We start from the raw sequence: 17,037 nt of genomic DNA, 5'->3' as shown, positions 1-17,037 counted from the left end.
CCGAAGGCGAGCCGTGTAAACCCCCGCACTTCCAAGCGACGCCGAAGGCGAGCAGTCACCCCTGACGCCGATTAGAGCCGGTGAACCCACCCGTTCTTGTGCGATTGGGGCTTGACTTTGGGTGCGAGGTGCTACCCCTAGTGGGCTCGGCCGGTCGCGAAGCGTCCGGCCTTTTCCGGCCGACCACAGCGCCTCGCAAGGGCCCCGAAGTCAAGCCCCAATCGCAATCGTCGCGGAGCGGCGATGAACCCCAGTCTTTCGTCCGAGGTGCACGCCCACGCTGGAACAGGCACGGAAACCAACGCAACAGGACCACGCTGGAACCCGCTCGGCCCAAAAACGCCAAAAGGCCCCAGGGCGAAAGCCCCGGGGCCCTTCAGACGAACAGCCGTCACACCACGGTGGAAGACCCACCAGCGGCAGCCAACTTCTCCACAGCGGTCTTGGAGAACTTGTTGGCGGTGACGTCCAGCTTGACGCTGACATCGCCGTCACCCAGCACCTTGACGAGCGCGCCCTTGCGGACCAGCCCGGCCAGGACCAGTGCGGCGACGTCCACCGAGCCACCCTCCGGGAAGGAGGCGGCGATCGACGAGACGTTCACGACCTGGTACTCGGTGCGGAACGGGTTCTTGAAGCCCTTGAGCTTCGGGAGCCGCATGTGCAGCGGCATCTGGCCACCTTCGAAGCGCGGCGAGACGTTCTTGCGAGCGCCCGTGCCCTTCGTACCGCGGCCGGCGGTCTTGCCCTTGGAGCCCTCACCGCGGCCGACGCGGGTCTTGGCGGTCTTGGCTCCGGGAGCGGGACGCAGGTCGTGGATCTTGATGGTCACGACTGGACCTCCTCAACAACCACCAGGTGACGCACGGCGTGGATCAGGCCGAGCACCTGGGGGGTGTCCTCACGCACGACCGACTGGCGGATCTTGCGCAGCCCGAGGGTGCGCATCGACTCGCGGTGGTTGTGCTTGGTACCGATGGTGCTGCGCACCTGGGTGATCTTCAGCTGAGCCATGATCACACCCCCTGGCCCGCGCGAGCGCGGATCATGCCGGCGGGAGCGACGTCCTCGAGAGGCAGGCCACGACGGGCCGCGACCTCTTCGGGACGCTGCAGGCCCTTGAGGGCCGCCACGGTCGCGTGCACGATGTTGATCGCGTTGTCGGAGCCGAGCGACTTCGACAGCACGTCGTGCACACCGGCGCACTCGAGGACGGCGCGGACAGCGCCACCCGCGATGACACCGGTACCGGCCGAGGCCGGACGCAGCAGGACCACACCAGCGGCCTTCTCACCCTGGACCGGGTGGGGGATGGTGCCGGCGATGCGAGGAACGCGGAAGAAGTTCTTCTTCGCCTCCTCGACACCCTTGGCGATGGCCGCGGGAACTTCCTTGGCCTTGCCGTAGCCGACGCCGACCATGCCGTCGCCGTCGCCGACCACGACGAGCGCGGTGAAGCTGAAGCGACGACCACCCTTGACCACCTTGGAGACGCGGTTGATCGCAACCACGCGCTCGAGGTGGGGGGTCTTCTCCTGGGCCGCGCCGCCGCGGCCGCCGTCACGACGGTCGCGGCGCTCTCCGCGCTCGCCCCCGCCGCCTTCGCGACGCGTACGTCCTGGCATCAGGCGTCCCTCTCAATTCCGGTGTTGATCATTGTCAGAACTCCAGCCCCGCCTCGCGAGCGGCATCCGCCAGAGCGGCGATCCGGCCGTGGTACGCGTTGCCACCGCGGTCGAACACGACCGCCGTGATGCCGGCGTCCTTGGCACGGGCCGCGGCCAGCTGGCCGACCTTGGCCGCACGGGCCTTCTTGTCGCCGTCCAGGGCACGGACGTCGGCCTCCATCGAGGAAGCGGACGCGACCGTGTGGCCCTTCAGGTCGTCGATGATCTGCACGGTGATGTGCTTCGACGAACGGTGCACGACCAGGCGCGGACGCTCGGCCGTTCCGTTGACCTTCTTGCGGAGGCGGAAGTGGCGACGGGCCTTCGCAACACGACGCCTGGTGGAGATGTCCTTGCCCACCGGCTTGCGCTTCGTAACAGTCGACTCGCTCATGTCACTTACCCGTCTTTCCGACCTTGCGACGGATCTTCTCGCCCGAGTAGCGGACGCCCTTGCCCTTGTACGGGTCGGGCTTGCGCAGCTTGCGGATGTTGGCGGCGACCTCACCGACCAGCTGCTTGTCGATACCCGAGACGGAGAAGCGGGTCGGGGTCTCGACCGCGAAGGTGATGCCCGCGGGGGCCTCGACCTTGACGGGGTGCGAGTAACCGAGCGCGAACTCGAGCTCAGAGCCCTTGAGCGCGACGCGGTAACCGACGCCGTGGATCTCCATCTTCTTTTCGTAACCCTGGGTCACGCCGACGACCATGTTGTGCACGAGCGTGCGCGACAGGCCGTGGAGCGCGCGGTTGCGGCGCTCGTCGTTCGGGCGCTTGACCTCGAGAGTGCCGTCCTCGGCCTTCTCGACGACGATCGGCTCAGCGAGCGTCAGCGTCAGGAGACCCTTGGGGCCCTTGATGCTCACGTCCTGGCCGGCGATGTTCACGTCGACCCCGGAGGGGACAATGATCGGCTGCTTACCGATGCGCGACATGTCTACTCCCCCTTACCAAACGTAGGCGAGGACTTCTCCGCCCACGCCTGCCTTGTTGGCCTGGCGGTCGGTCATGAGACCGCCAGAGGTCGAAATGATCGCCACGCCGAGGCCACCGAGGACTCGGGGCAGGCCGGTCGACTTCGCGTACACGCGCAGACCGGGCTTGGACACGCGGCGGAGGCCGGCGATGCTGCGCTCGCGGTTCGGGCCGTACTTCAGCTCGACGACCAGGTTCTTGGCCACCTCGCCGTCCTCGTCGCGGTACGAGGCGATGTAGCCCTCGCGCTTGAGGATCTCGGCGATGTTCGCCTTGATCTTGGAGTGCGGCATCACGACCTTGTCGTGGTAAGCCGAGTTCGCGTTCCGCAGACGAGTGAGCATGTCTGCGATGGGATCGGTCATCGTCATGGTGACCTGGTCAACCTTTCTCGCTGCGGTTCACCGGCTCAGGGTCCAGACCCGCCCTCCCCCTTGCGGAGGAGGACAGGACGGTCGTGTGCGGGCCTACAGCGAAGTAATGAAGCTTGGAATTACCAGCTGGACTTGCTCACGCCAGGCAGCTCACCGCGGTGAGCCATCTCGCGCAGGCAGATCCGGCAGAGGCCGAACTTGCGGAACACCGCGTGGGGGCGGCCGCAACGCTGGCACCGGGTGTAACCCCGGACCTTGAACTTCGGCTTCTTCGCGGCCTTGTTGATCAACGCCTTCTTGGCCATCGAGTCAGTTCTCCTTGAACGGGAAGCCCAGGTGCTTCAGCAGCGCCCGGCCCTCCTCGTCGTTCGTGGCGGTGGTGACGACGGTGATGTCCATGCCGCGAGGCCGGTCGATAGCGTCCGGGTCGATCTCGTGGAACATCGACTGCTCGTTCAGACCGAACGTGTAGTTGCCGTTGCCGTCGAACTGCTTGCCCGAGAGGCCGCGGAAGTCGCGGATTCGGGGCAGCGCGATCGTCAGCAGACGGTCGAGGAACTCCCACATGCGGTCGCCGCGCAGCGTGACGCGCGCGCCGATCGGCATGCCCTCGCGCAGCTTGAACTGCGCGATGGACTTGCGGGCCCTGCGGACCTCGGGGCGCTGGCCGGTGATGATCGAGAGGTCCTTGACGGCACCCTCGATCAGCTTGCCGTCACGGGCGGCGTCGCCGACACCCATGTTGACGACGACCTTCACGACGCCCGGGATCTGCATGACGTTGGCGAAGGAGAACTGCTTCTGCAGCTCGCCCTTGACCTCGTCGCGGTAGCGCGTCTTGAGCCGCGGGATGATCTTCTCTGCGGTGGTCATGATCAGATGTCCTTCCCGTTACGACGGGAAATGCGGACCCGCTTGCCCTCGTCGTTCGTCCGGTAACCAACACGGGTCGGCTTGCCGTCCGAGTCGACCACCATCACGTTGGAGACGTTGATCGGGGCCTCCTGGGTCACGATGCCACCAGACTGCGCGCCCCGCTGGGTCTGCGTGATCTTGGTGTGCTTCTTGATCCGGTTGACGCCCTCGACCAGGACCTTGCCGGTCTCCGGGTAGGCCTGGATGACCTTGCCCTTCGCGCCCTTGTCCTTGCCGGCGATGACGACGACCGTGTCGCCCTTCTTCACCTTCATGGTCAGAGCACCTCCGGAGCCAGCGAGATGATCTTCATGAACTTCTTGTCGCGCAGCTCGCGCCCGACCGGGCCGAAGATGCGGGTGCCGCGGGGCTCGTTGTCGTTCTTGATGAGCACGGCGGCGTTCTCGTCGAAGCGGATGTACGAGCCATCCGCGCGACGGCGCTCCTTGACGGTGCGGACGATGACGGCCTTGACGACGTCACCCTTCTTCACGCCGGCACCGGGGATCGCGTCCTTGACGGTCGCGACGATGATGTCGCCGATGCCCGCGTAGCGGCGGCCCGAACCACCGAGAACACGGATGCAAAGGATCTCCTTCGCACCGGTGTTGTCGGCGACACGAAGCCGCGACTCCTGCTGAATCACTTACTTGCTCCTTGACCATTCCTGGCCCGCCGGATTTCCGACCCGACGGGCTCGGTCTGTCACAGTGTTGAATCCCTGTTGGGAGACTTACTTGGCCTTCTCGAGGATCTCGACGAGCCGCCAGCGCTTGGTCGCCGACAGGGGCCGGGTCTCCATGAGCAGGACGCGGTCGCCGATGCCCGCCGCGTTCTCCTCGTCGTGCACCTTCACCTTGGTGGTGGAGCGCATGATCTTGGAGTAACGCGGGTGCTTCTTGCGGTCCTCGAGCGCGACGACGATCGTCTTGTCCATCTTGTCGGACACGACGAGGCCCTCACGGACCTTGCGGTCGTTGCGCTTCTCGGTCTGGACTTCGTTGCTGTCGGTCATGCCGCACCCTCACCAGTGGAATCCGGCGAAGCGGAGAGCCCGAGCTCCCGCTCCCGCATCACGGTGTAGATCCGGGCGATGTCGTGCCGGACCGTGCGCAGCCGCCGGTTGTTGTCGAGCTGGCCCGTGGCCATCTGGAAACGAAGGTTGAAGAGCTCTTCCTTCGATTCCTTCAGACGCAGCACGAGCTCTTCCTCGGTGAGCTCACGCAGCTCGGAAGCGGTGGTACCCGCTGCCATCAGAACTCACCACCCTCACGCGTAACGATGCGGCACTTCATCGGGAGCTTGTGGATCGCGCGGCGAAGAGCCTCGCGGGCCACCTGCTCGTTCGGGAAGGCCATCTCGAAGAGGACCCGGCCCGGCTTGACGTTGGCCACCCACCACTCCGGCGAACCCTTACCGGAACCCATGCGGGTCTCGGCCGGCTTCTTCGTCAGCGGACGGTCCGGGAAGATGTTGATCCAGACCTTGCCGCCACGACGGATGTGGCGCGTGATGGCGATACGAGCGGACTCGATCTGCCTGTTGGTGACGTAGGCCGGCTCGAGAGCCTGGATGCCGTACTCACCGAAGGTGACCTTCGTGCCGCCCTTGGCAGCACCCGACCGCTTGGGGTGGTGCTGCTTGCGGTGCTTGACCCTACGAGGGATGAGCATGACTCAGCTCTCCGTCTTCTCTGCAGCAGCCGGGGCCTCGGCGGACGCGTTGGCGTCAGCTGCGGCACGACCGGCCTCGGTGCTCGTCGCGGTGGTGCCGCTGGCACCGGAGCGACGGGCCCGGTTCGGACGCTCGCCACGGTCGCGGCGCGGGGCGCGGTCGGCCTGCGAGGGCGCTGCCGCGTCGAGCGCGCGCTTGGCGGAGATGCCACCGACGATGTCGCCCTTGTAGATCCACACCTTCACGCCGATGCGGCCGAACGTGGTGCGGGCCTCGAAGAAGCCGTAGTCGATGTTGGCGCGGAGCGTGTGCAGCGGCACGCGGCCGTCGCGGTAGTGCTCCGAGCGGGACATCTCGGCGCCGCCGAGGCGACCGCCGCACTGCACGCGGATGCCCTTGACCTGCGGCGAACGCATGGCCGACTGGATGGCCTTGCGCATCGCGCGCCGGAAGGCGACGCGGTTGGACAGCTGCTCGGCGACACCCTGTGCCACGAGCTGCGCGTCCGACTCGGGGCTCTTGACCTCGAGGATGTTCAGCTGGACCTGCTTCTTGGTGAGCTTCTCCAGCTCACCGCGGATGCGGTCCGCCTCGGCACCACGACGGCCGATGACGATGCCCGGCCGGGCGGTGTGGATGTCGACGCGCACCCGGTCACGGGTCCGCTCGATCTCCACCTTGGAGATGCCGGCACGCTCCATGCCCTTGCTGAGCAGGCGGCGGATCTTGACGTCCTCCGCCACGTACTCGGCGTACTGCTTGTCTGCGTACCAGCGGGACTTCCAGTCGGTGGTGATCCCCAGCCGGAAGCCGTGCGGGTTGATCTTCTGGCCCACTACCGCGTTCCCTTCGCGCTGGTCTTCTTGGGACGAGACTCCACCTCGATGGTGATGTGGCTCGTCCGCTTGCGGATCCGGTACGCGCGGCCCTGGGCACGCGGGCGGAAACGCTTGAGGGTCGGACCCTCGTCCACGTAGGCCACCGACACCCAGAGGGTGGAGGGGTCCAGGGACAGGTTGTTCTCGGCGTTGGCCATGGCGCTGGCGAGCACCTTCGCGACCGGCTCAGAGGCGGCCTGGGGCGCGAACTGGAGCACGGCCAGGGCCTCGCTGGCGTTACGACCCTTGATGAGCTCGATGACGCGACGCACCTTCATGGGGGTGTCGCGAACGTAACGAGCCCGAGCCACGGCGCGCGGAAACTCCGCTGCCTCAGCGTCCTTACGGGCGTTCATCGCTGCTTTTCCCTTGCTCTTCTCAGTTCGACGCCTAGCGGCGACGAGACTTCCGGTCGTCCTTGATGTGGCCCTTGAAGGTGCGGGTCGGGGCGAACTCGCCCAGCTTGTGCCCGACCATGGCCTCGGTCACGAACACCGGGACGTGCTTACGGCCGTCGTGCACCGCGATGGTGTGGCCCAGCATGTCCGGGATGATCGTGGACCGGCGGGACCACGTCTTGATGACGGTCTTCTTGCCCGCTTCGTTCTGAACGTCCACCTTCTTGAGCAGGTGGTCGTCGACGAAGGGACCCTTCTTAAGGCTGCGAGGCATCCTTCACTCCCTCCCTGCTCAGCGCTTCTTACCGGTGCGACGACGCCGGACGATGAGCTTGTCGCTTGGCTTGCGGCGGCGGGTGCGACCCTCGGGCTTACCAGCCGGGTTGACCGGGTGGCGACCACCGGAGGTCTTGCCCTCACCACCACCGTGCGGGTGGTCGACCGGGTTCATGGCGACACCGCGGACGGTGGGCTTCTTGCCCTTCCACCGCATGCGGCCGGCCTTGCCCCAGTTGATGTTCTGGTGCTCCTTGTTGCCGACCTCGCCGAGCGTGGCGCGGCAGCGCACGTCCACGTTGCGGATCTCGCCCGAAGGCATCCGCAGCTGGGCGTACGGGCCGTCCTTCGCCACGAGCTGCACCGAGGCGCCGGCGGAGCGGGCGATCTTCGCACCGCCGCCGGGGCGGAGCTCGATCGCGTGGATCACCGAACCGACCGGGATGTTGCGCAGCGGCAGGTTGTTGCCCGGCTTGATGTCGGCCTTGGGGCCGTTCTCAACCGTGTCACCCTGCTTGAGCTTCTCCGGGGCGATGATGTAGCGCTTCTCGCCGTCCGCGTAGTGCAGCAGCGCGATGCGCGCGGTGCGGTTGGGGTCGTACTCGATGTGAGCGACCTTGGCCGGCACGCCGTCCTTGTCGTGGCGACGGAAGTCGATCAGGCGGTAGGCCCGCTTGTGACCGCCACCCTTGTGCCGCGTGGTGATCTTGCCCGACGCGTTGCGGCCGCCCAGCTTGTGCAGGGGGCGGATCAGCGACTTCTCCGGAGTCGACCGAGTGATCTCGGCGAAGTCGGAGACGCTCGCACCGCGACGACCGGGAGTCGTCGGCTTGTACTTGCGAATGCCCATCTCTACGCAGTCCTCGTCATCAGGCGGCAGGGCCGCCGAAGATCTCGATCGGCTTGCTGTCCGAGGACAGGGTCACGATCGCGCGCTTCGTGTCCTTGCGCTTGCCGAACCCGGTGCGGGTGCGCTTGCGCTTGCCCTGCCGGTTGATGGTGTTGACGCTGACGACCTTCACGCCGAAGACCTTCTCCACGGCGATCTTGATCTGGGTCTTGTTCGAACCCGGCGCCACCAGGAAGGTGTACTTGTTCTCCTCGAGCAGCCCGTAGGACTTCTCGGAGATCACGGGCGCGAGCAAGATGTCCCTGTGGTCGGGGATCACTTCGAGGCCTCCTCGTCCACCACGACCGCCGTGGCCTCAGCCGAGCCGGAGCCCTGCTGGCCCTTGCTGGCGAGGAACACGTCGAGCGAGTCCTTGGTGAACACCACGTCGTCGTTGACGAGCACGTCGTAGGTGTTGAGCTGGTCCGGCGCGATCACGTGCACGTGCTGCAGGTTGCGCACGCTGACCCACGCGACCTCGTCGGTGCGGTTGAGCACCACGAGAACGCGACGGGCCTGGGTGACCGACTCCAGGACCTTGCGCGCGGTCTTGGTCGACGGGGTGTCCCCGTCCACCAGGCCGGACACGACGTGCACCTGGTTGGCGCGAGCCCGGTCGGAGAGGGCGCCACGCAGAGCGGCGGCCTTCATCTTCTTGGGGGTCCGCTGGGTGTAGTCACGCGGCTGCGGGCCGTGGACGACGCCACCGCCGGCGAACTGCGGCGCACGCGTCGAACCCTGGCGGGCGCGACCGGTGCCCTTCTGGCGGTAAGGCTTCTTGCCACCACCGGACACCTCGCCGCGGGTCTTCGTCGAGTGCGTGCCCTGGCGCGCGGCGGCCTGCTGGGCCACGACGACCTGGTGCAGCAGCGCGACGTTCGCCTGCGCGTCGAAGACGGAAGCCGGCAGCTCGACCGAGCCGGCGGACTTGCCGTCCGGGGTGCGGATCTCAACAGTCGACATCAGGCACCACCCTTCGCAGCAGTCCGGACGAACACCAGACCACCCTTGGGGCCGGGAACAGCGCCCTTGATGAGCAGCAGGCCGTTCTCGGCATCGATCTTGTGCACCTTCAGGTTCTGGGTCGTGACGCGCACGTGGCCCATGCGGCCGGCCATGCGCAGACCCTTGAAGACGCGACCCGGAGTGGCACAGCCACCGATGGAACCCGGCGAGCGGTGCTTGCGCTGGGTGCCGTGGCTGGAGCCGAGGCCCCGGAAGTTGTGGCGCTTCATGACACCCGCGGTGCCCTTGCCCTTGCTGGTGCCGGTGATGTCGACAACAGCGCCGGCCTCGAACACCTCAGCGGTGATCTCCTGGCCGACCGTGTACTCGCCGGCGTCCGTCGTGCGCAGCTCCACCAGGTGGCGGCGGGGCGTGACCCCGGCCTTGGCGAAGTGGCCCGCGACGGGCTTGTTGACCTTGCGCGGGTCGATCGCGCCGGCCGCCAGCTGGACGGCGGTGTAGCCGTCCTTCTCCTCGGTGCGAACCTGGGTGACGACATTGGGCTCAGCCTTGACGACGGTCACCGGGACGACCCGGTTGTTCTCGTCGAAGACCTGAGTCATGCCGAGCTTGGTGCCCAGGATGCCCTTCATCTGCCTGTCAGACATTGGTCCGTTACTCTCCGCGCCCAACGCTTACTGGATGTTGACGTCGACGCTGGCCGGCAGGTCGATGCGCATGAGCGCGTCCACCGTCTTCGGCGTCGGGTCGAGGATGTCGATCAGCCGCTTGTGCGTGCGCATCTCGAAGTGCTCGCGCGAGTCCTTGTACTTGTGCGGCGAGCGGATGACGCAGTACACGTTCTTCTCAGTGGGCAGCGGCACTGGCCCGACAACCCGAGCGCCGGTGCGCGTCACGGTCTCCACGATCTTGCGCGCAGACGCGTCGATCGCTTCGTGGTCGTAGGCCTTGAGCCGGATGCGGATCTTTTGTCCCGCCATGATGGCTTGCCGTTCCTCTGCTTCTCGTAACCGCTGCGGTGCGGTGCCTCGGATGAGGCCTGCTACAGCCTCTTGGCGCGCTCCGCCCCTGTTGAAGTGTCATGGTGCCCGGTCCACGCGGTCGGGCGTGTCGCGCCCGGTGCGCATACCGGTCCCACTCAAGGTCTCCCCGGTGGGATTGGGCCTACCACAGCCCTTGCACCCTGATGCCCATCTCCGCAAGGAGGCGTTCACTAACAGGGCGCGGACGCTCGGTCGAAGGGATCGGGCACGCACGGATGCGACCCGGCCTTCGTCGAGCAACCCGTAAAGAATGCCACACGGGCGTGAGGCGCTCCAAATCGGGGTGGGCGACTCGGCGCCAGATCACATCGGGATCATGGCCGGTGAACGGGGTCGTCCGTCGCATGTGGAGCGACGGGCCGACCGGTTCCGTTGCCCGGCAACGGGATCCCGACGGACGCCTCGCCCGACGCGCCGGGGGAACATCCCGGCGTGAGCTGACGCACACACCGGGTCTCGCAACGACGAAGGCCGGGCCAACGAAGATCGTTGGCCCGGCCTCTCGCCGAACTGGGTCGAGCTAGGTCACTTGATGATCTTGGTGACCGAGCCGGCGCCGACGGTGCGGCCACCCTCGCGGATCGCGAAGCGGAGGCCCTCGTCCATGGCGATCGGCTGGATCAGCTTGACCGACATACCGGTGGTGTCACCCGGCATGACCATCTCGGTGCCCTCGGGCAGCGTCACGACGCCGGTCACGTCCGTCGTCCGGAAGTAGAACTGCGGACGGTAGTTGTTGAAGAACGGCGTGTGGCGGCCACCCTCGTCCTTCGACAGGATGTAGACCTGGGCCTCGAACTCGGTGTGCGGGGTCGTGGTGCCCGGCTTGACGATGACCATGCCGCGCTCCACCTCCTCGCGCTTGATGCCGCGGAGCAGCAGCGCGGCGTTGTCGCCCGCGCGGCCCTCGTCGAGGAACTTCTTGAACATCTCGATCGAGGTGACCGTCGTCTTCTTCGACGTCTCCTTGATACCGACGATCTCGATCTCGGAGTTCACGTTGATGATGCCGCGCTCGATGCGACCGGTCACGACGGTGCCGCGGCCGGTGATCGTGAAGACGTCCTCGACGGGCATGAGGAACGGCTTCTCGGTGTCGCGCTCCGGCTCCGGGATCGCCGAGTCGACGGCGGCCATGAGCTCGAGAACCGACTTGCCCCAGGTCTCGTCGCCCTCCAGCGCCTTCAGCGCCGAAACGCGCACGACCGGCAGGTCGTCGCCCGGGAACTCGTACTCGGAGAGCAGCTCGCGGACCTCGAGCTCGACGAGCTCCAGGATCTCCTCGTCGTCGACCATGTCGGCCTTGTTGAGCGCGACGACGATGTAGGGGACGCCGACCTGGCGGGCCAGGAGGACGTGCTCCTTCGTCTGCGGCATCGGGCCGTCGGTCGCCGCGACCACCAGGATGGCGCCGTCCATCTGCGCCGCACCGGTGATCATGTTCTTGATGTAGTCGGCGTGACCGGGGCAGTCGACGTGCGCGTAGTGACGGTTCTCCGTCTGGTACTCGATGTGCGCGATCGAGATCGTGATGCCGCGCTGCTTCTCTTCCGGCGCCTTGTCGATCTGGTCGAACGCGAACGAGGCGTTCACATCGGGGTACGCGTCGTGCAGAACCTTGGAGATCGCCGCGGTCAGCGTGGTCTTGCCATGGTCGATGTGACCGATGGTGCCGATGTTGACGTGCGGCTTCGTCCGCTCGAACTTCGCCTTGGCCACTGGATTGTCCTCCTGGACTTCTTTTTTGCTGGTCCGGCGGGCATCTGTGGCCACCCGCCGGACTTACACGTCAGGGTCTGAAAGTAGCGGACCCCAGGGATTCACCCCCGGAGAGCCCGCGTGGAACTGCGGTGCTCCGGTTGGGGAGTTACTCCCCGGTCGCCTTCGCGATGATCTCCTTCGAGACGTTCGCGGGAACCTCTGCGTAGGAGTCGAACACCATCGAGTAGTTGGCACGACCCTGGGTCTTGGACCGCAGGTCACCTACGTACCCGAACATTTCCGACAGCGGAACCAGTGCCTTGACGACACGGATGCCGCTGCGCTCCTCCATGGCCTGGATCTGGCCACGGCGGGAGTTCAGGTCGCCGATCACGTCGCCCATGTACTCCTCGGGCGTCGTGACCTCGACGGCCATCAGAGGCTCGAGGATCGCGGGAGACGCCTGACGGGCGGCTTCCTTGAGGGCCATCGAACCAGCGATCTTGAACGCCATTTCCGAGGAGTCGACCTCGTGGTAGGCGCCGTCGAGCAGCGTCACCTTCACGCCGACCAGCGGGTAGCCCGCCAGCACGCCGTACTGCAGCGCGTCCTGCGCACCCGCGTCGACCGACGGGATGTACTCGCGGGGGATGCGACCACCGGTGACGGCGTTGACGAACTCGTAGAGCGCGCCGTCTTCCTTCTTCTCCAGCGGCTCGACGGTGACGAGCACCTTCGCGAACTGGCCGGAGCCACCGGTCTGCTTCTTGTGGGTGTAGGAGTACTTCTCCACCGCCTTGCGGATGGTCTCCCGGTACGCCACCTGAGGCTTGCCGATGTTGGCCTCGACCTTGAACTCGCGGCGCATGCGGTCCACCAGGATGTCCAGGTGGAGCTCGCCCATGCCGGCGATGATGGTCTGGCCCGTCTCCTGGTCGAGGTTGACCCGGAACGTCGGGTCCTCCTCGGCCAGCTTCTGGATCGCGGTGCCGAGCTTCTCCTGGTCCGCCTTCGTCTTGGGCTCGATGGCCACCTGGATGACGGGCTCGGGGAAGGTCATCGACTCGAGCACGATCGGGTGCGCCGGGTCGGCCAGGGTCTCACCGGTCGTGGTGTCCTTCAGACCGATCACGGCGTAGATGTGGCCCGCGATGGCCTCGGTGACCGGGTTCTCCTTGTTGGCGTGCATCTGGAAGATCTTCCCGATGCGCTCCTTGCGGTCCTTGGTCGCGTTGACGACCTGGGTGCCGGAGGCGACCTTGCCCGAGTAGACCCGGATGTAGGTCAGCTTGCCGAAGAACGGGTGCACGGCGATCTTGAACGCCAGCGCCGAGAACGGCTCGTCCGTGGACGGGCTGCGCTTGACGACGGTCTCGCCGTCCTGCAGCGTGCCCTCGACCGGCGGGAGGTCGAGCGGCGACGGCAGGTAGTCGATCACCGCGTCGAGCATGGGCTGGACGCCCTTGTTCTTGAACGCGGAGCCGCACAGGATCGGGTACGCGGAGCCCGCGGCGACGATCTTGCGGAGGCCGGCCTTGATCTCCTCGACGGAGAGGTCGCCCTGCTCGAAGTACTTCTCGGTGAGGTCGTCGTCGGTCTCGGCGACGGCCTCGAGAAGCTGCTCGCGGAACTCCTGCGCCTTCTCGAGCAGATCCGCGGGGATCTCCTCGATCGCGTAGTCCTCGCCCTTCTGGACTTCGCCGCGCCACGTGAGTGCGCGCATCTCGATCAGGTCGACGACGCCGATGAAGTCGCTCTCGGCACCGATCGGGATCTGGAGCGGCAGCGGCTTGGCGCCGAGCCGGTCCTGGATCGTCTTGATCGTGAAGTAGAAGTCCGCGCCGAGCTTGTCCATCTTGTTGACGAAGCAGATGCGCGGGACGTCGTACTTGGTCGCCTGCCGCCAGACCTGCTCGGACTGCGGCTCGACGCCCTCCTTGCCGTCGAAGACGGCGACGGCGCCGTCGAGGACGCGCAGGTTGCGCTCGACCTCGACGGTGAAGTCGACGTGGCCCGGCGTGTCGATCAGGTTGATCTGGTGGTTCTTCCAGTAGCAGGTCGTCGCGGCCGACGTGATCGTGATGCCGCGCTCCTGCTCCTGCTCCATCCAGTCCATCACGGCCGCGCCGTCGTGAACCTCGCCGATCTTGTAGCTGATCCCCGTGTAGAAGAGGATCCGCTCCGTCGTCGTGGTCTTGCCCGCGTCGATGTGCGCCATGATCCCGATGTTGCGGACCATGGAGAGATCAGTGAGCACGTCCTGTGCCACGGGTCTTTCCCCTGTCTTGAGCTTGTGAGCTCACTAGGGCTGGGAGAGCCCGGCCCGTGGTTCCGGCCGGGCGTCGGATCACCAGCGGTAGTGGGCGAAGGCCTTGTTGGACTCGGCCATCTTGTGCGTGTCCTCACGGCGCTTGACGCTCGCACCGAGACCGTTGCTCGCATCGAGCAGCTCGTTCATCAGACGCTCGACCATGGTCTTCTCACGGCGCTGCCGGGAGAAGGTGATCAGCCAGCGCAGCGCCAGCGTGGTGGAGCGGCCGGGCTTGACCTCGATCGGCACCTGGTAGGTGGCACCACCGACGCGGCGGCTCTTGACCTCGAGAGCCGGCTTCACGTTGTCCAGCGCGCGCTTCAGCGTGACGACCGGGTCGGTGCCGGTCTTCTCGCGAGCACCCTCGAGGGCTTCGTACACGATCTTCTCGGCCACGGAGCGCTTGCCGTCCACCAGCACCTTGTTGATGAGCTGGGTCACGAGCGGCGAGCTGTAGACCGGGTCAGAGATAAGCGGCCGCTTCGGGGCCGGTCCCTTGCGGGGCATCAGCTCTTCTCCTTCTTCGCGCCGTAGCGGCTGCGAGCCTGCTTGCGGTTCTTGACACCCTGCGTGTCGAGAGAACCACGGATGATCTTGTAGCGAACACCCGGCAGGTCCTTCACACGACCGCCGCGCACGAGCACCATCGAGTGCTCCTGGAGGTTGTGGCCCTCACCGGGGATGTAGGCCGTGACCTCGATGCCGCTGGTCAGCTTCACGCGAGCGACCTTGCGCAGTGCGGAGTTCGGCTTCTTGGGGGTGGTGGTGTAAACGCGGGTGCACACACCGCGCCGCTGCGGCGAGCCCTTGAGGGCCGCCGTCTTCTGCTTCGCCACCTTGTCCTGGCGGCCCTTGCGGACCAGCTGCTGGATCGTTGGCATTCGCCGGCTGCTTCTTCCGTCTTCTTGAGGGTTCTCCTTGCGGTTCACCCTCGTGTTTCTTGATCCCTCTCTGCACCCGAGGTCGGGCGTGTCGCCCGCTTCCCAGGTCCGCGAGCACCAGCTTCAGACCAGCAAGGGCCTCAACTGCCACTGCGAGTGGAGGACACCGCTGCCTCACGGGCACGCGGAGCGGCCCGACATGGGTCGGGCACGAGTAGCAAAGATACCCGCCCACGTCTACCCGGGTCAAAACGGGGGTACCTCGTCCGCCCCTGCAGTAGACATGGTCCTCGCAGCACACGGTACTCGCGTGGGGCAAAACGCACCTCGGGCGGCAGCCACGACCGCGCGGGCCGGAACGCGAAGCCGTTGCGCGGCAACACACCCACCTGGAGGTGCAGTGAGGATCACAGTCCTGGCCGCCGCGCTCGCCCTGCTGCTGTCCGGCTGCTCGGGCTTCACCGACCAGGCGGGCGTCGGCGAGTGCGCGAAGCAGTCCGACGTGAACGACACGGCCGTCGACATGGTCGAGGTCGACTGCTCGTCGCCGGAGGCGGTGTACCGCGTGTCGTCACGCGAACGGCGGACGATGTGCCCGACCGGTGACTACCTGACCGAGTCGTCCGGGCGCACGCGGGGAACCGGCAAGACGCGCTACTGCTACGTCCTCGAGGTGAAGGAGGGCGACTGCCTCAAGGCGGTCAACCAGTACTTCGAACGGGTGGAGTGCGGCGCCGGCACGCGCAGGGTCACGAAGGTCGCCGAGGGCGAGTCCGACCGCTCGTTGTGCGCCGGCGACGACTCCAAGACCTACTCGCAACCCGTGAAGACCATCTGCATCAGCCGGTAGGCCGCCTGCTTCACTGTGCGCGTGGACGACCTGATCGCGTCGATGGCCTCGCTGACCGGCTCCTCCGCCGATCCCGAGGTGCTCGGCGGCGACCGCGGTGACGTGGTCGTCGTGCGCGTCGGTGACGTGGTGGCGAAGGCGCATCCCGCGGACACCGACGTGGAGGCGCTGCGGCAGCGCGTGGAGATCGCGGCCGCGCACCCGGAGCTCCTGCTGCCCCCGCTGAAGCCGGTCCAGTTCGTGGACGACCGGCCGGTGACGCTGTGGCCGTACGGGACGCCGGTGAACCCCGAGGACGCGGACGGGGCGCCGTGGGAGGAGAGCGCGCAGCTGCTGGCGCGGCTGCACGCGCTGCCGGTGCGAGGTCCCGTCGCGGGGACACCCGAACGGATCGTGCGCGCGATCGAGGCCCTGCCGCCGGACCTGCCGCACGCCGACGTCGTGCTCGCGGCGTACGAGGTCCTGCCGCCGCTGACCATGAGCGGCCGCGCCCTGATCCACGGCGACTGGCACCTGGGCCAGCTCGTGCACCGGGACGCGTGGCGGCTGATCGACGTGGACGACGTCGGCGTGGGCGACCCGGTGTGGGACCTGGCGCGACCTGCGGCGTTGTTCGCGGTCGGCGTCCTGCCCGACGACCTCTGGGCGAGGTTCCTCAACACCTACCGTGAAACGGGCGGTGTGGCCGTGACGACATCGGAATGGGATGTCCTCAACATTCCGGCTCAGGCGTACGTTGTCCAGATGGCAGCGCGGGCACTCATGACCGGCCTGCAGGCAGTGGAACCGCTGGTCGAAGCATGTCGTCGAATCGTCGCGACGCACGGCAACGGCGACCGCGGCTAATATCGTTTTTGTCCGGTCCCACCCAGGAGGCTCACCACGATGCAGTGTCCCAAGTGTCATGCGAACATGCGCACGTTCGACCGAATGGGCGTCCACATCGAGCAGTGCGACGGCTGCCGCGGGGTCTTCCTCGACTACGGCGAGCTCGAGTCGATCACGCGCCTCGAGGCCCAGATGCAGGCCCCGCCGCCTCCGCCGCCCGCCGCCTACCCGGCACCGGCCCAGCCCGCTTGGGGCGCCGCGCCGCAGCAGGTGCACCACCACCACGGCGGTCACCACGGCTACGGCTACGGCCACCGCAAGCACCGCGGCCTCGGCGGCCTCTTCTTCTCCTCCTGATCGCGCGACGGCCCCGGATCCCTGCTCCGGGGCCGTTGACGACTACCGAATTTC

The 17,037-nt window shown here is 66.8% G+C and carries 28 protein-coding genes; 3 read left to right on the top strand and 25 right to left on the bottom strand.

The features are described 5' to 3' along the window. Positions 1–391 precede the first annotated feature (391 nt). From rplO to rpsL, 25 genes are all read right to left on the bottom strand, one after another. Complete coding sequence (gene rplO / locus VF330_RS26580) at positions 392–832, bottom strand: 50S ribosomal protein L15 (protein ID WP_330854398.1); 441 nt, start codon at positions 830–832, stop codon at positions 392–394. Then, positions 829–1,014, bottom strand: coding sequence for a 50S ribosomal protein L30 (rpmD, locus tag VF330_RS26575; RefSeq protein WP_045309828.1), 186 nt, complete (start codon positions 1,012–1,014; stop codon positions 829–831). Before rpmD ends, rplO begins: the two co-directional genes overlap by 4 nt. A 2-nt stretch (positions 1,015–1,016) precedes the next feature. Then, complete coding sequence (gene rpsE / locus VF330_RS26570) at positions 1,017–1,625, bottom strand: 30S ribosomal protein S5 (protein WP_030473451.1); 609 nt, start codon at positions 1,623–1,625, stop codon at positions 1,017–1,019. Positions 1,626–1,659: 34 nt separating this feature from the next. Next, complete coding sequence (gene rplR, locus VF330_RS26565) at positions 1,660–2,061, bottom strand: 50S ribosomal protein L18 (RefSeq protein ID WP_330854397.1); 402 nt, start codon at positions 2,059–2,061, stop codon at positions 1,660–1,662. A 1-nt stretch (position 2,062) separates the two neighbouring features. Then, positions 2,063–2,602 carry a 50S ribosomal protein L6 gene (gene rplF, locus VF330_RS26560; RefSeq protein ID WP_330854396.1) on the bottom strand — a complete coding sequence of 180 codons (540 nt, stop codon included), beginning with the start codon at positions 2,600–2,602 and terminating at the stop codon, positions 2,063–2,065. 12 nt (positions 2,603–2,614) lie between these two features. Next, a complete protein-coding gene (gene rpsH, locus VF330_RS26555; protein ID WP_030478309.1) occupies positions 2,615–3,013 on the bottom strand; it encodes a 30S ribosomal protein S8 in 399 nt (132 codons plus the stop codon). A 122-nt stretch (positions 3,014–3,135) separates the two neighbouring features. Further along, a complete protein-coding gene (locus VF330_RS26550) occupies positions 3,136–3,321 on the bottom strand; it encodes a type Z 30S ribosomal protein S14 (RefSeq protein ID WP_030473455.1) in 186 nt (61 codons plus the stop codon). Positions 3,322–3,325: 4 nt separating this feature from the next. Next, the gene (rplE, locus tag VF330_RS26545; protein WP_330854395.1) at positions 3,326–3,889 is read right to left on the bottom strand and encodes a 50S ribosomal protein L5; all 564 of its coding nucleotides are present in this window, start codon (positions 3,887–3,889) and stop codon (positions 3,326–3,328) included. Positions 3,890–3,891: 2 nt separating this feature from the next. After that, positions 3,892–4,206, bottom strand: coding sequence for a 50S ribosomal protein L24 (gene rplX / locus VF330_RS26540; protein ID WP_045309812.1), 315 nt, complete (start codon positions 4,204–4,206; stop codon positions 3,892–3,894). A 2-nt stretch (positions 4,207–4,208) separates the two neighbouring features. Continuing rightward, a complete protein-coding gene (rplN, locus tag VF330_RS26535; RefSeq protein ID WP_030473458.1) occupies positions 4,209–4,577 on the bottom strand; it encodes a 50S ribosomal protein L14 in 369 nt (122 codons plus the stop codon). Positions 4,578–4,664: 87 nt separating this feature from the next. After that, complete coding sequence (rpsQ, locus tag VF330_RS26530) at positions 4,665–4,946, bottom strand: 30S ribosomal protein S17 (protein ID WP_030473459.1); 282 nt, start codon at positions 4,944–4,946, stop codon at positions 4,665–4,667. Continuing rightward, positions 4,943–5,185, bottom strand: a complete 243-nt coding sequence (gene rpmC, locus VF330_RS26525) for a 50S ribosomal protein L29 (protein ID WP_090094705.1) — start codon at positions 5,183–5,185, stop codon at positions 4,943–4,945. The genes rpsQ and rpmC overlap by 4 nt, the downstream gene beginning before the upstream one ends. Further along, on the bottom strand, positions 5,185–5,604 hold the full coding sequence (gene rplP / locus VF330_RS26520) for a 50S ribosomal protein L16 (RefSeq protein ID WP_030473461.1): 420 nt from the start codon (positions 5,602–5,604) through the stop codon (positions 5,185–5,187). The genes rpmC and rplP overlap by 1 nt, the downstream gene beginning before the upstream one ends. A gap of 3 nt (positions 5,605–5,607) precedes the next feature. Next, complete coding sequence (gene rpsC, locus VF330_RS26515; protein ID WP_330854394.1) at positions 5,608–6,441, bottom strand: 30S ribosomal protein S3; 834 nt, start codon at positions 6,439–6,441, stop codon at positions 5,608–5,610. Then, entirely contained in the window at positions 6,441–6,839 is a 399-nt protein-coding gene (gene rplV, locus VF330_RS26510) for a 50S ribosomal protein L22 (RefSeq protein WP_089915295.1), read from the bottom strand. The genes rpsC and rplV overlap by 1 nt, the downstream gene beginning before the upstream one ends. A 34-nt stretch (positions 6,840–6,873) precedes the next feature. Further along, positions 6,874–7,155, bottom strand: a complete 282-nt coding sequence (rpsS, locus tag VF330_RS26505) for a 30S ribosomal protein S19 (protein ID WP_030478300.1) — start codon at positions 7,153–7,155, stop codon at positions 6,874–6,876. Between the two features lie 18 nt (positions 7,156–7,173). Continuing rightward, complete coding sequence (gene rplB / locus VF330_RS26500) at positions 7,174–8,007, bottom strand: 50S ribosomal protein L2 (RefSeq protein ID WP_030473464.1); 834 nt, start codon at positions 8,005–8,007, stop codon at positions 7,174–7,176. Between the two features lie 19 nt (positions 8,008–8,026). Next, positions 8,027–8,326 (bottom strand): 50S ribosomal protein L23, encoded by a 300-nt coding sequence (rplW, locus tag VF330_RS26495; RefSeq protein ID WP_030473465.1) that lies wholly within the window; start codon positions 8,324–8,326, stop codon positions 8,027–8,029. Then, positions 8,323–9,009, bottom strand: a complete 687-nt coding sequence (gene rplD / locus VF330_RS26490; protein ID WP_330854393.1) for a 50S ribosomal protein L4 — start codon at positions 9,007–9,009, stop codon at positions 8,323–8,325. The genes rplW and rplD overlap by 4 nt, the downstream gene beginning before the upstream one ends. Next, entirely contained in the window at positions 9,009–9,659 is a 651-nt protein-coding gene (gene rplC / locus VF330_RS26485; protein WP_030473467.1) for a 50S ribosomal protein L3, read from the bottom strand. The genes rplD and rplC overlap by 1 nt, the downstream gene beginning before the upstream one ends. A gap of 27 nt (positions 9,660–9,686) precedes the next feature. After that, positions 9,687–9,992 carry a 30S ribosomal protein S10 gene (rpsJ, locus tag VF330_RS26480; protein ID WP_003938093.1) on the bottom strand — a complete coding sequence of 102 codons (306 nt, stop codon included), beginning with the start codon at positions 9,990–9,992 and terminating at the stop codon, positions 9,687–9,689. Between the two features lie 588 nt (positions 9,993–10,580). After that, positions 10,581–11,774, bottom strand: a complete 1,194-nt coding sequence (gene tuf, locus VF330_RS26475) for an elongation factor Tu (protein WP_330854392.1) — start codon at positions 11,772–11,774, stop codon at positions 10,581–10,583. A 148-nt stretch (positions 11,775–11,922) separates the two neighbouring features. Beyond that, positions 11,923–14,025, bottom strand: a complete 2,103-nt coding sequence (gene fusA, locus VF330_RS26470) for an elongation factor G (protein WP_330854391.1) — start codon at positions 14,023–14,025, stop codon at positions 11,923–11,925. A 78-nt stretch (positions 14,026–14,103) separates the two neighbouring features. Continuing rightward, positions 14,104–14,574 (bottom strand): 30S ribosomal protein S7, encoded by a 471-nt coding sequence (rpsG, locus tag VF330_RS26465; RefSeq protein ID WP_330854390.1) that lies wholly within the window; start codon positions 14,572–14,574, stop codon positions 14,104–14,106. Next, entirely contained in the window at positions 14,574–14,948 is a 375-nt protein-coding gene (rpsL, locus tag VF330_RS26460) for a 30S ribosomal protein S12 (RefSeq protein WP_030473471.1), read from the bottom strand. Before rpsL ends, rpsG begins: the two co-directional genes overlap by 1 nt. Positions 14,949–15,348: 400 nt before the next feature. Here rpsL and VF330_RS26455 point away from each other — a divergent pair, with 400 nt between their 5' ends. Genes VF330_RS26455 through VF330_RS26445 form a run of 3 tightly spaced genes read left to right on the top strand, consistent with a single transcriptional unit; the run spans position 15,349 to position 16,983 of the window. After that, on the top strand, positions 15,349–15,798 hold the full coding sequence (locus tag VF330_RS26455) for an LppU/SCO3897 family protein (protein WP_330854389.1): 450 nt from the start codon (positions 15,349–15,351) through the stop codon (positions 15,796–15,798). Between the two features lie 21 nt (positions 15,799–15,819). Beyond that, entirely contained in the window at positions 15,820–16,644 is an 825-nt protein-coding gene (locus VF330_RS26450) for a phosphotransferase family protein (RefSeq protein ID WP_330854388.1), read from the top strand. Positions 16,645–16,683: 39 nt separating this feature from the next. Further along, on the top strand, positions 16,684–16,983 hold the full coding sequence (locus VF330_RS26445; RefSeq protein ID WP_330854387.1) for a zf-TFIIB domain-containing protein: 300 nt from the start codon (positions 16,684–16,686) through the stop codon (positions 16,981–16,983). Positions 16,984–17,037: the final 54 nt, after the last annotated feature.

The sequence above is a fragment of the Lentzea sp. genome, assembly GCF_036380075.1.
Lineage (GTDB): Bacteria > Actinomycetota > Actinomycetes > Mycobacteriales > Pseudonocardiaceae > Lentzea.
Note: the sequence above shows the minus strand (reverse complement) of the source record. Positions and strands in the feature narration are given on the sequence as shown.

Bases quoted from the DNA above. Each gene is read 5' to 3' on its own strand.
- rpmD (WP_045309828.1), bottom strand. From the start codon at position 1,014: ATGGCTCAGCTGAAGATCACCCAGGTGCGCAGCACCATCGGTACCAAG.
- rpsE (WP_030473451.1), bottom strand. From the start codon at position 1,625: ATGCCAGGACGTACGCGTCGCGAAGGCGGCGGGGGCGAGCGCGGAGAG.
- rplR (WP_330854397.1), bottom strand. From the start codon at position 2,061: ATGAGCGAGTCGACTGTTACGAAGCGCAAGCCGGTGGGCAAGGACATC.
- rplF (WP_330854396.1), bottom strand. From the start codon at position 2,602: ATGTCGCGCATCGGTAAGCAGCCGATCATTGTCCCCTCCGGGGTCGAC.
- rpsH (WP_030478309.1), bottom strand. From the start codon at position 3,013: ATGACGATGACCGATCCCATCGCAGACATGCTCACTCGTCTGCGGAAC.
- VF330_RS26550 (WP_030473455.1), bottom strand. From the start codon at position 3,321: ATGGCCAAGAAGGCGTTGATCAACAAGGCCGCGAAGAAGCCGAAGTTC.
- rplE (WP_330854395.1), bottom strand. From the start codon at position 3,889: ATGACCACCGCAGAGAAGATCATCCCGCGGCTCAAGACGCGCTACCGC.
- rplX (WP_045309812.1), bottom strand. From the start codon at position 4,206: ATGAAGGTGAAGAAGGGCGACACGGTCGTCGTCATCGCCGGCAAGGAC.
- rpsQ (WP_030473459.1), bottom strand. From the start codon at position 4,946: ATGACCGACAGCAACGAAGTCCAGACCGAGAAGCGCAACGACCGCAAG.
- rpmC (WP_090094705.1), bottom strand. From the start codon at position 5,185: ATGGCAGCGGGTACCACCGCTTCCGAGCTGCGTGAGCTCACCGAGGAA.
- rplP (WP_030473461.1), bottom strand. From the start codon at position 5,604: ATGCTCATCCCTCGTAGGGTCAAGCACCGCAAGCAGCACCACCCCAAG.
- rplV (WP_089915295.1), bottom strand. From the start codon at position 6,839: ATGAACGCCCGTAAGGACGCTGAGGCAGCGGAGTTTCCGCGCGCCGTG.
- rpsS (WP_030478300.1), bottom strand. From the start codon at position 7,155: ATGCCTCGCAGCCTTAAGAAGGGTCCCTTCGTCGACGACCACCTGCTC.
- rplB (WP_030473464.1), bottom strand. From the start codon at position 8,007: ATGGGCATTCGCAAGTACAAGCCGACGACTCCCGGTCGTCGCGGTGCG.
- rplD (WP_330854393.1), bottom strand. From the start codon at position 9,009: ATGTCGACTGTTGAGATCCGCACCCCGGACGGCAAGTCCGCCGGCTCG.
- rplC (WP_030473467.1), bottom strand. From the start codon at position 9,659: ATGTCTGACAGGCAGATGAAGGGCATCCTGGGCACCAAGCTCGGCATG.
- rpsJ (WP_003938093.1), bottom strand. From the start codon at position 9,992: ATGGCGGGACAAAAGATCCGCATCCGGCTCAAGGCCTACGACCACGAA.
- rpsG (WP_330854390.1), bottom strand. From the start codon at position 14,574: ATGCCCCGCAAGGGACCGGCCCCGAAGCGGCCGCTTATCTCTGACCCG.
- rpsL (WP_030473471.1), bottom strand. From the start codon at position 14,948: ATGCCAACGATCCAGCAGCTGGTCCGCAAGGGCCGCCAGGACAAGGTG.
- VF330_RS26445 (WP_330854387.1), top strand. From the start codon at position 16,684: ATGCAGTGTCCCAAGTGTCATGCGAACATGCGCACGTTCGACCGAATG.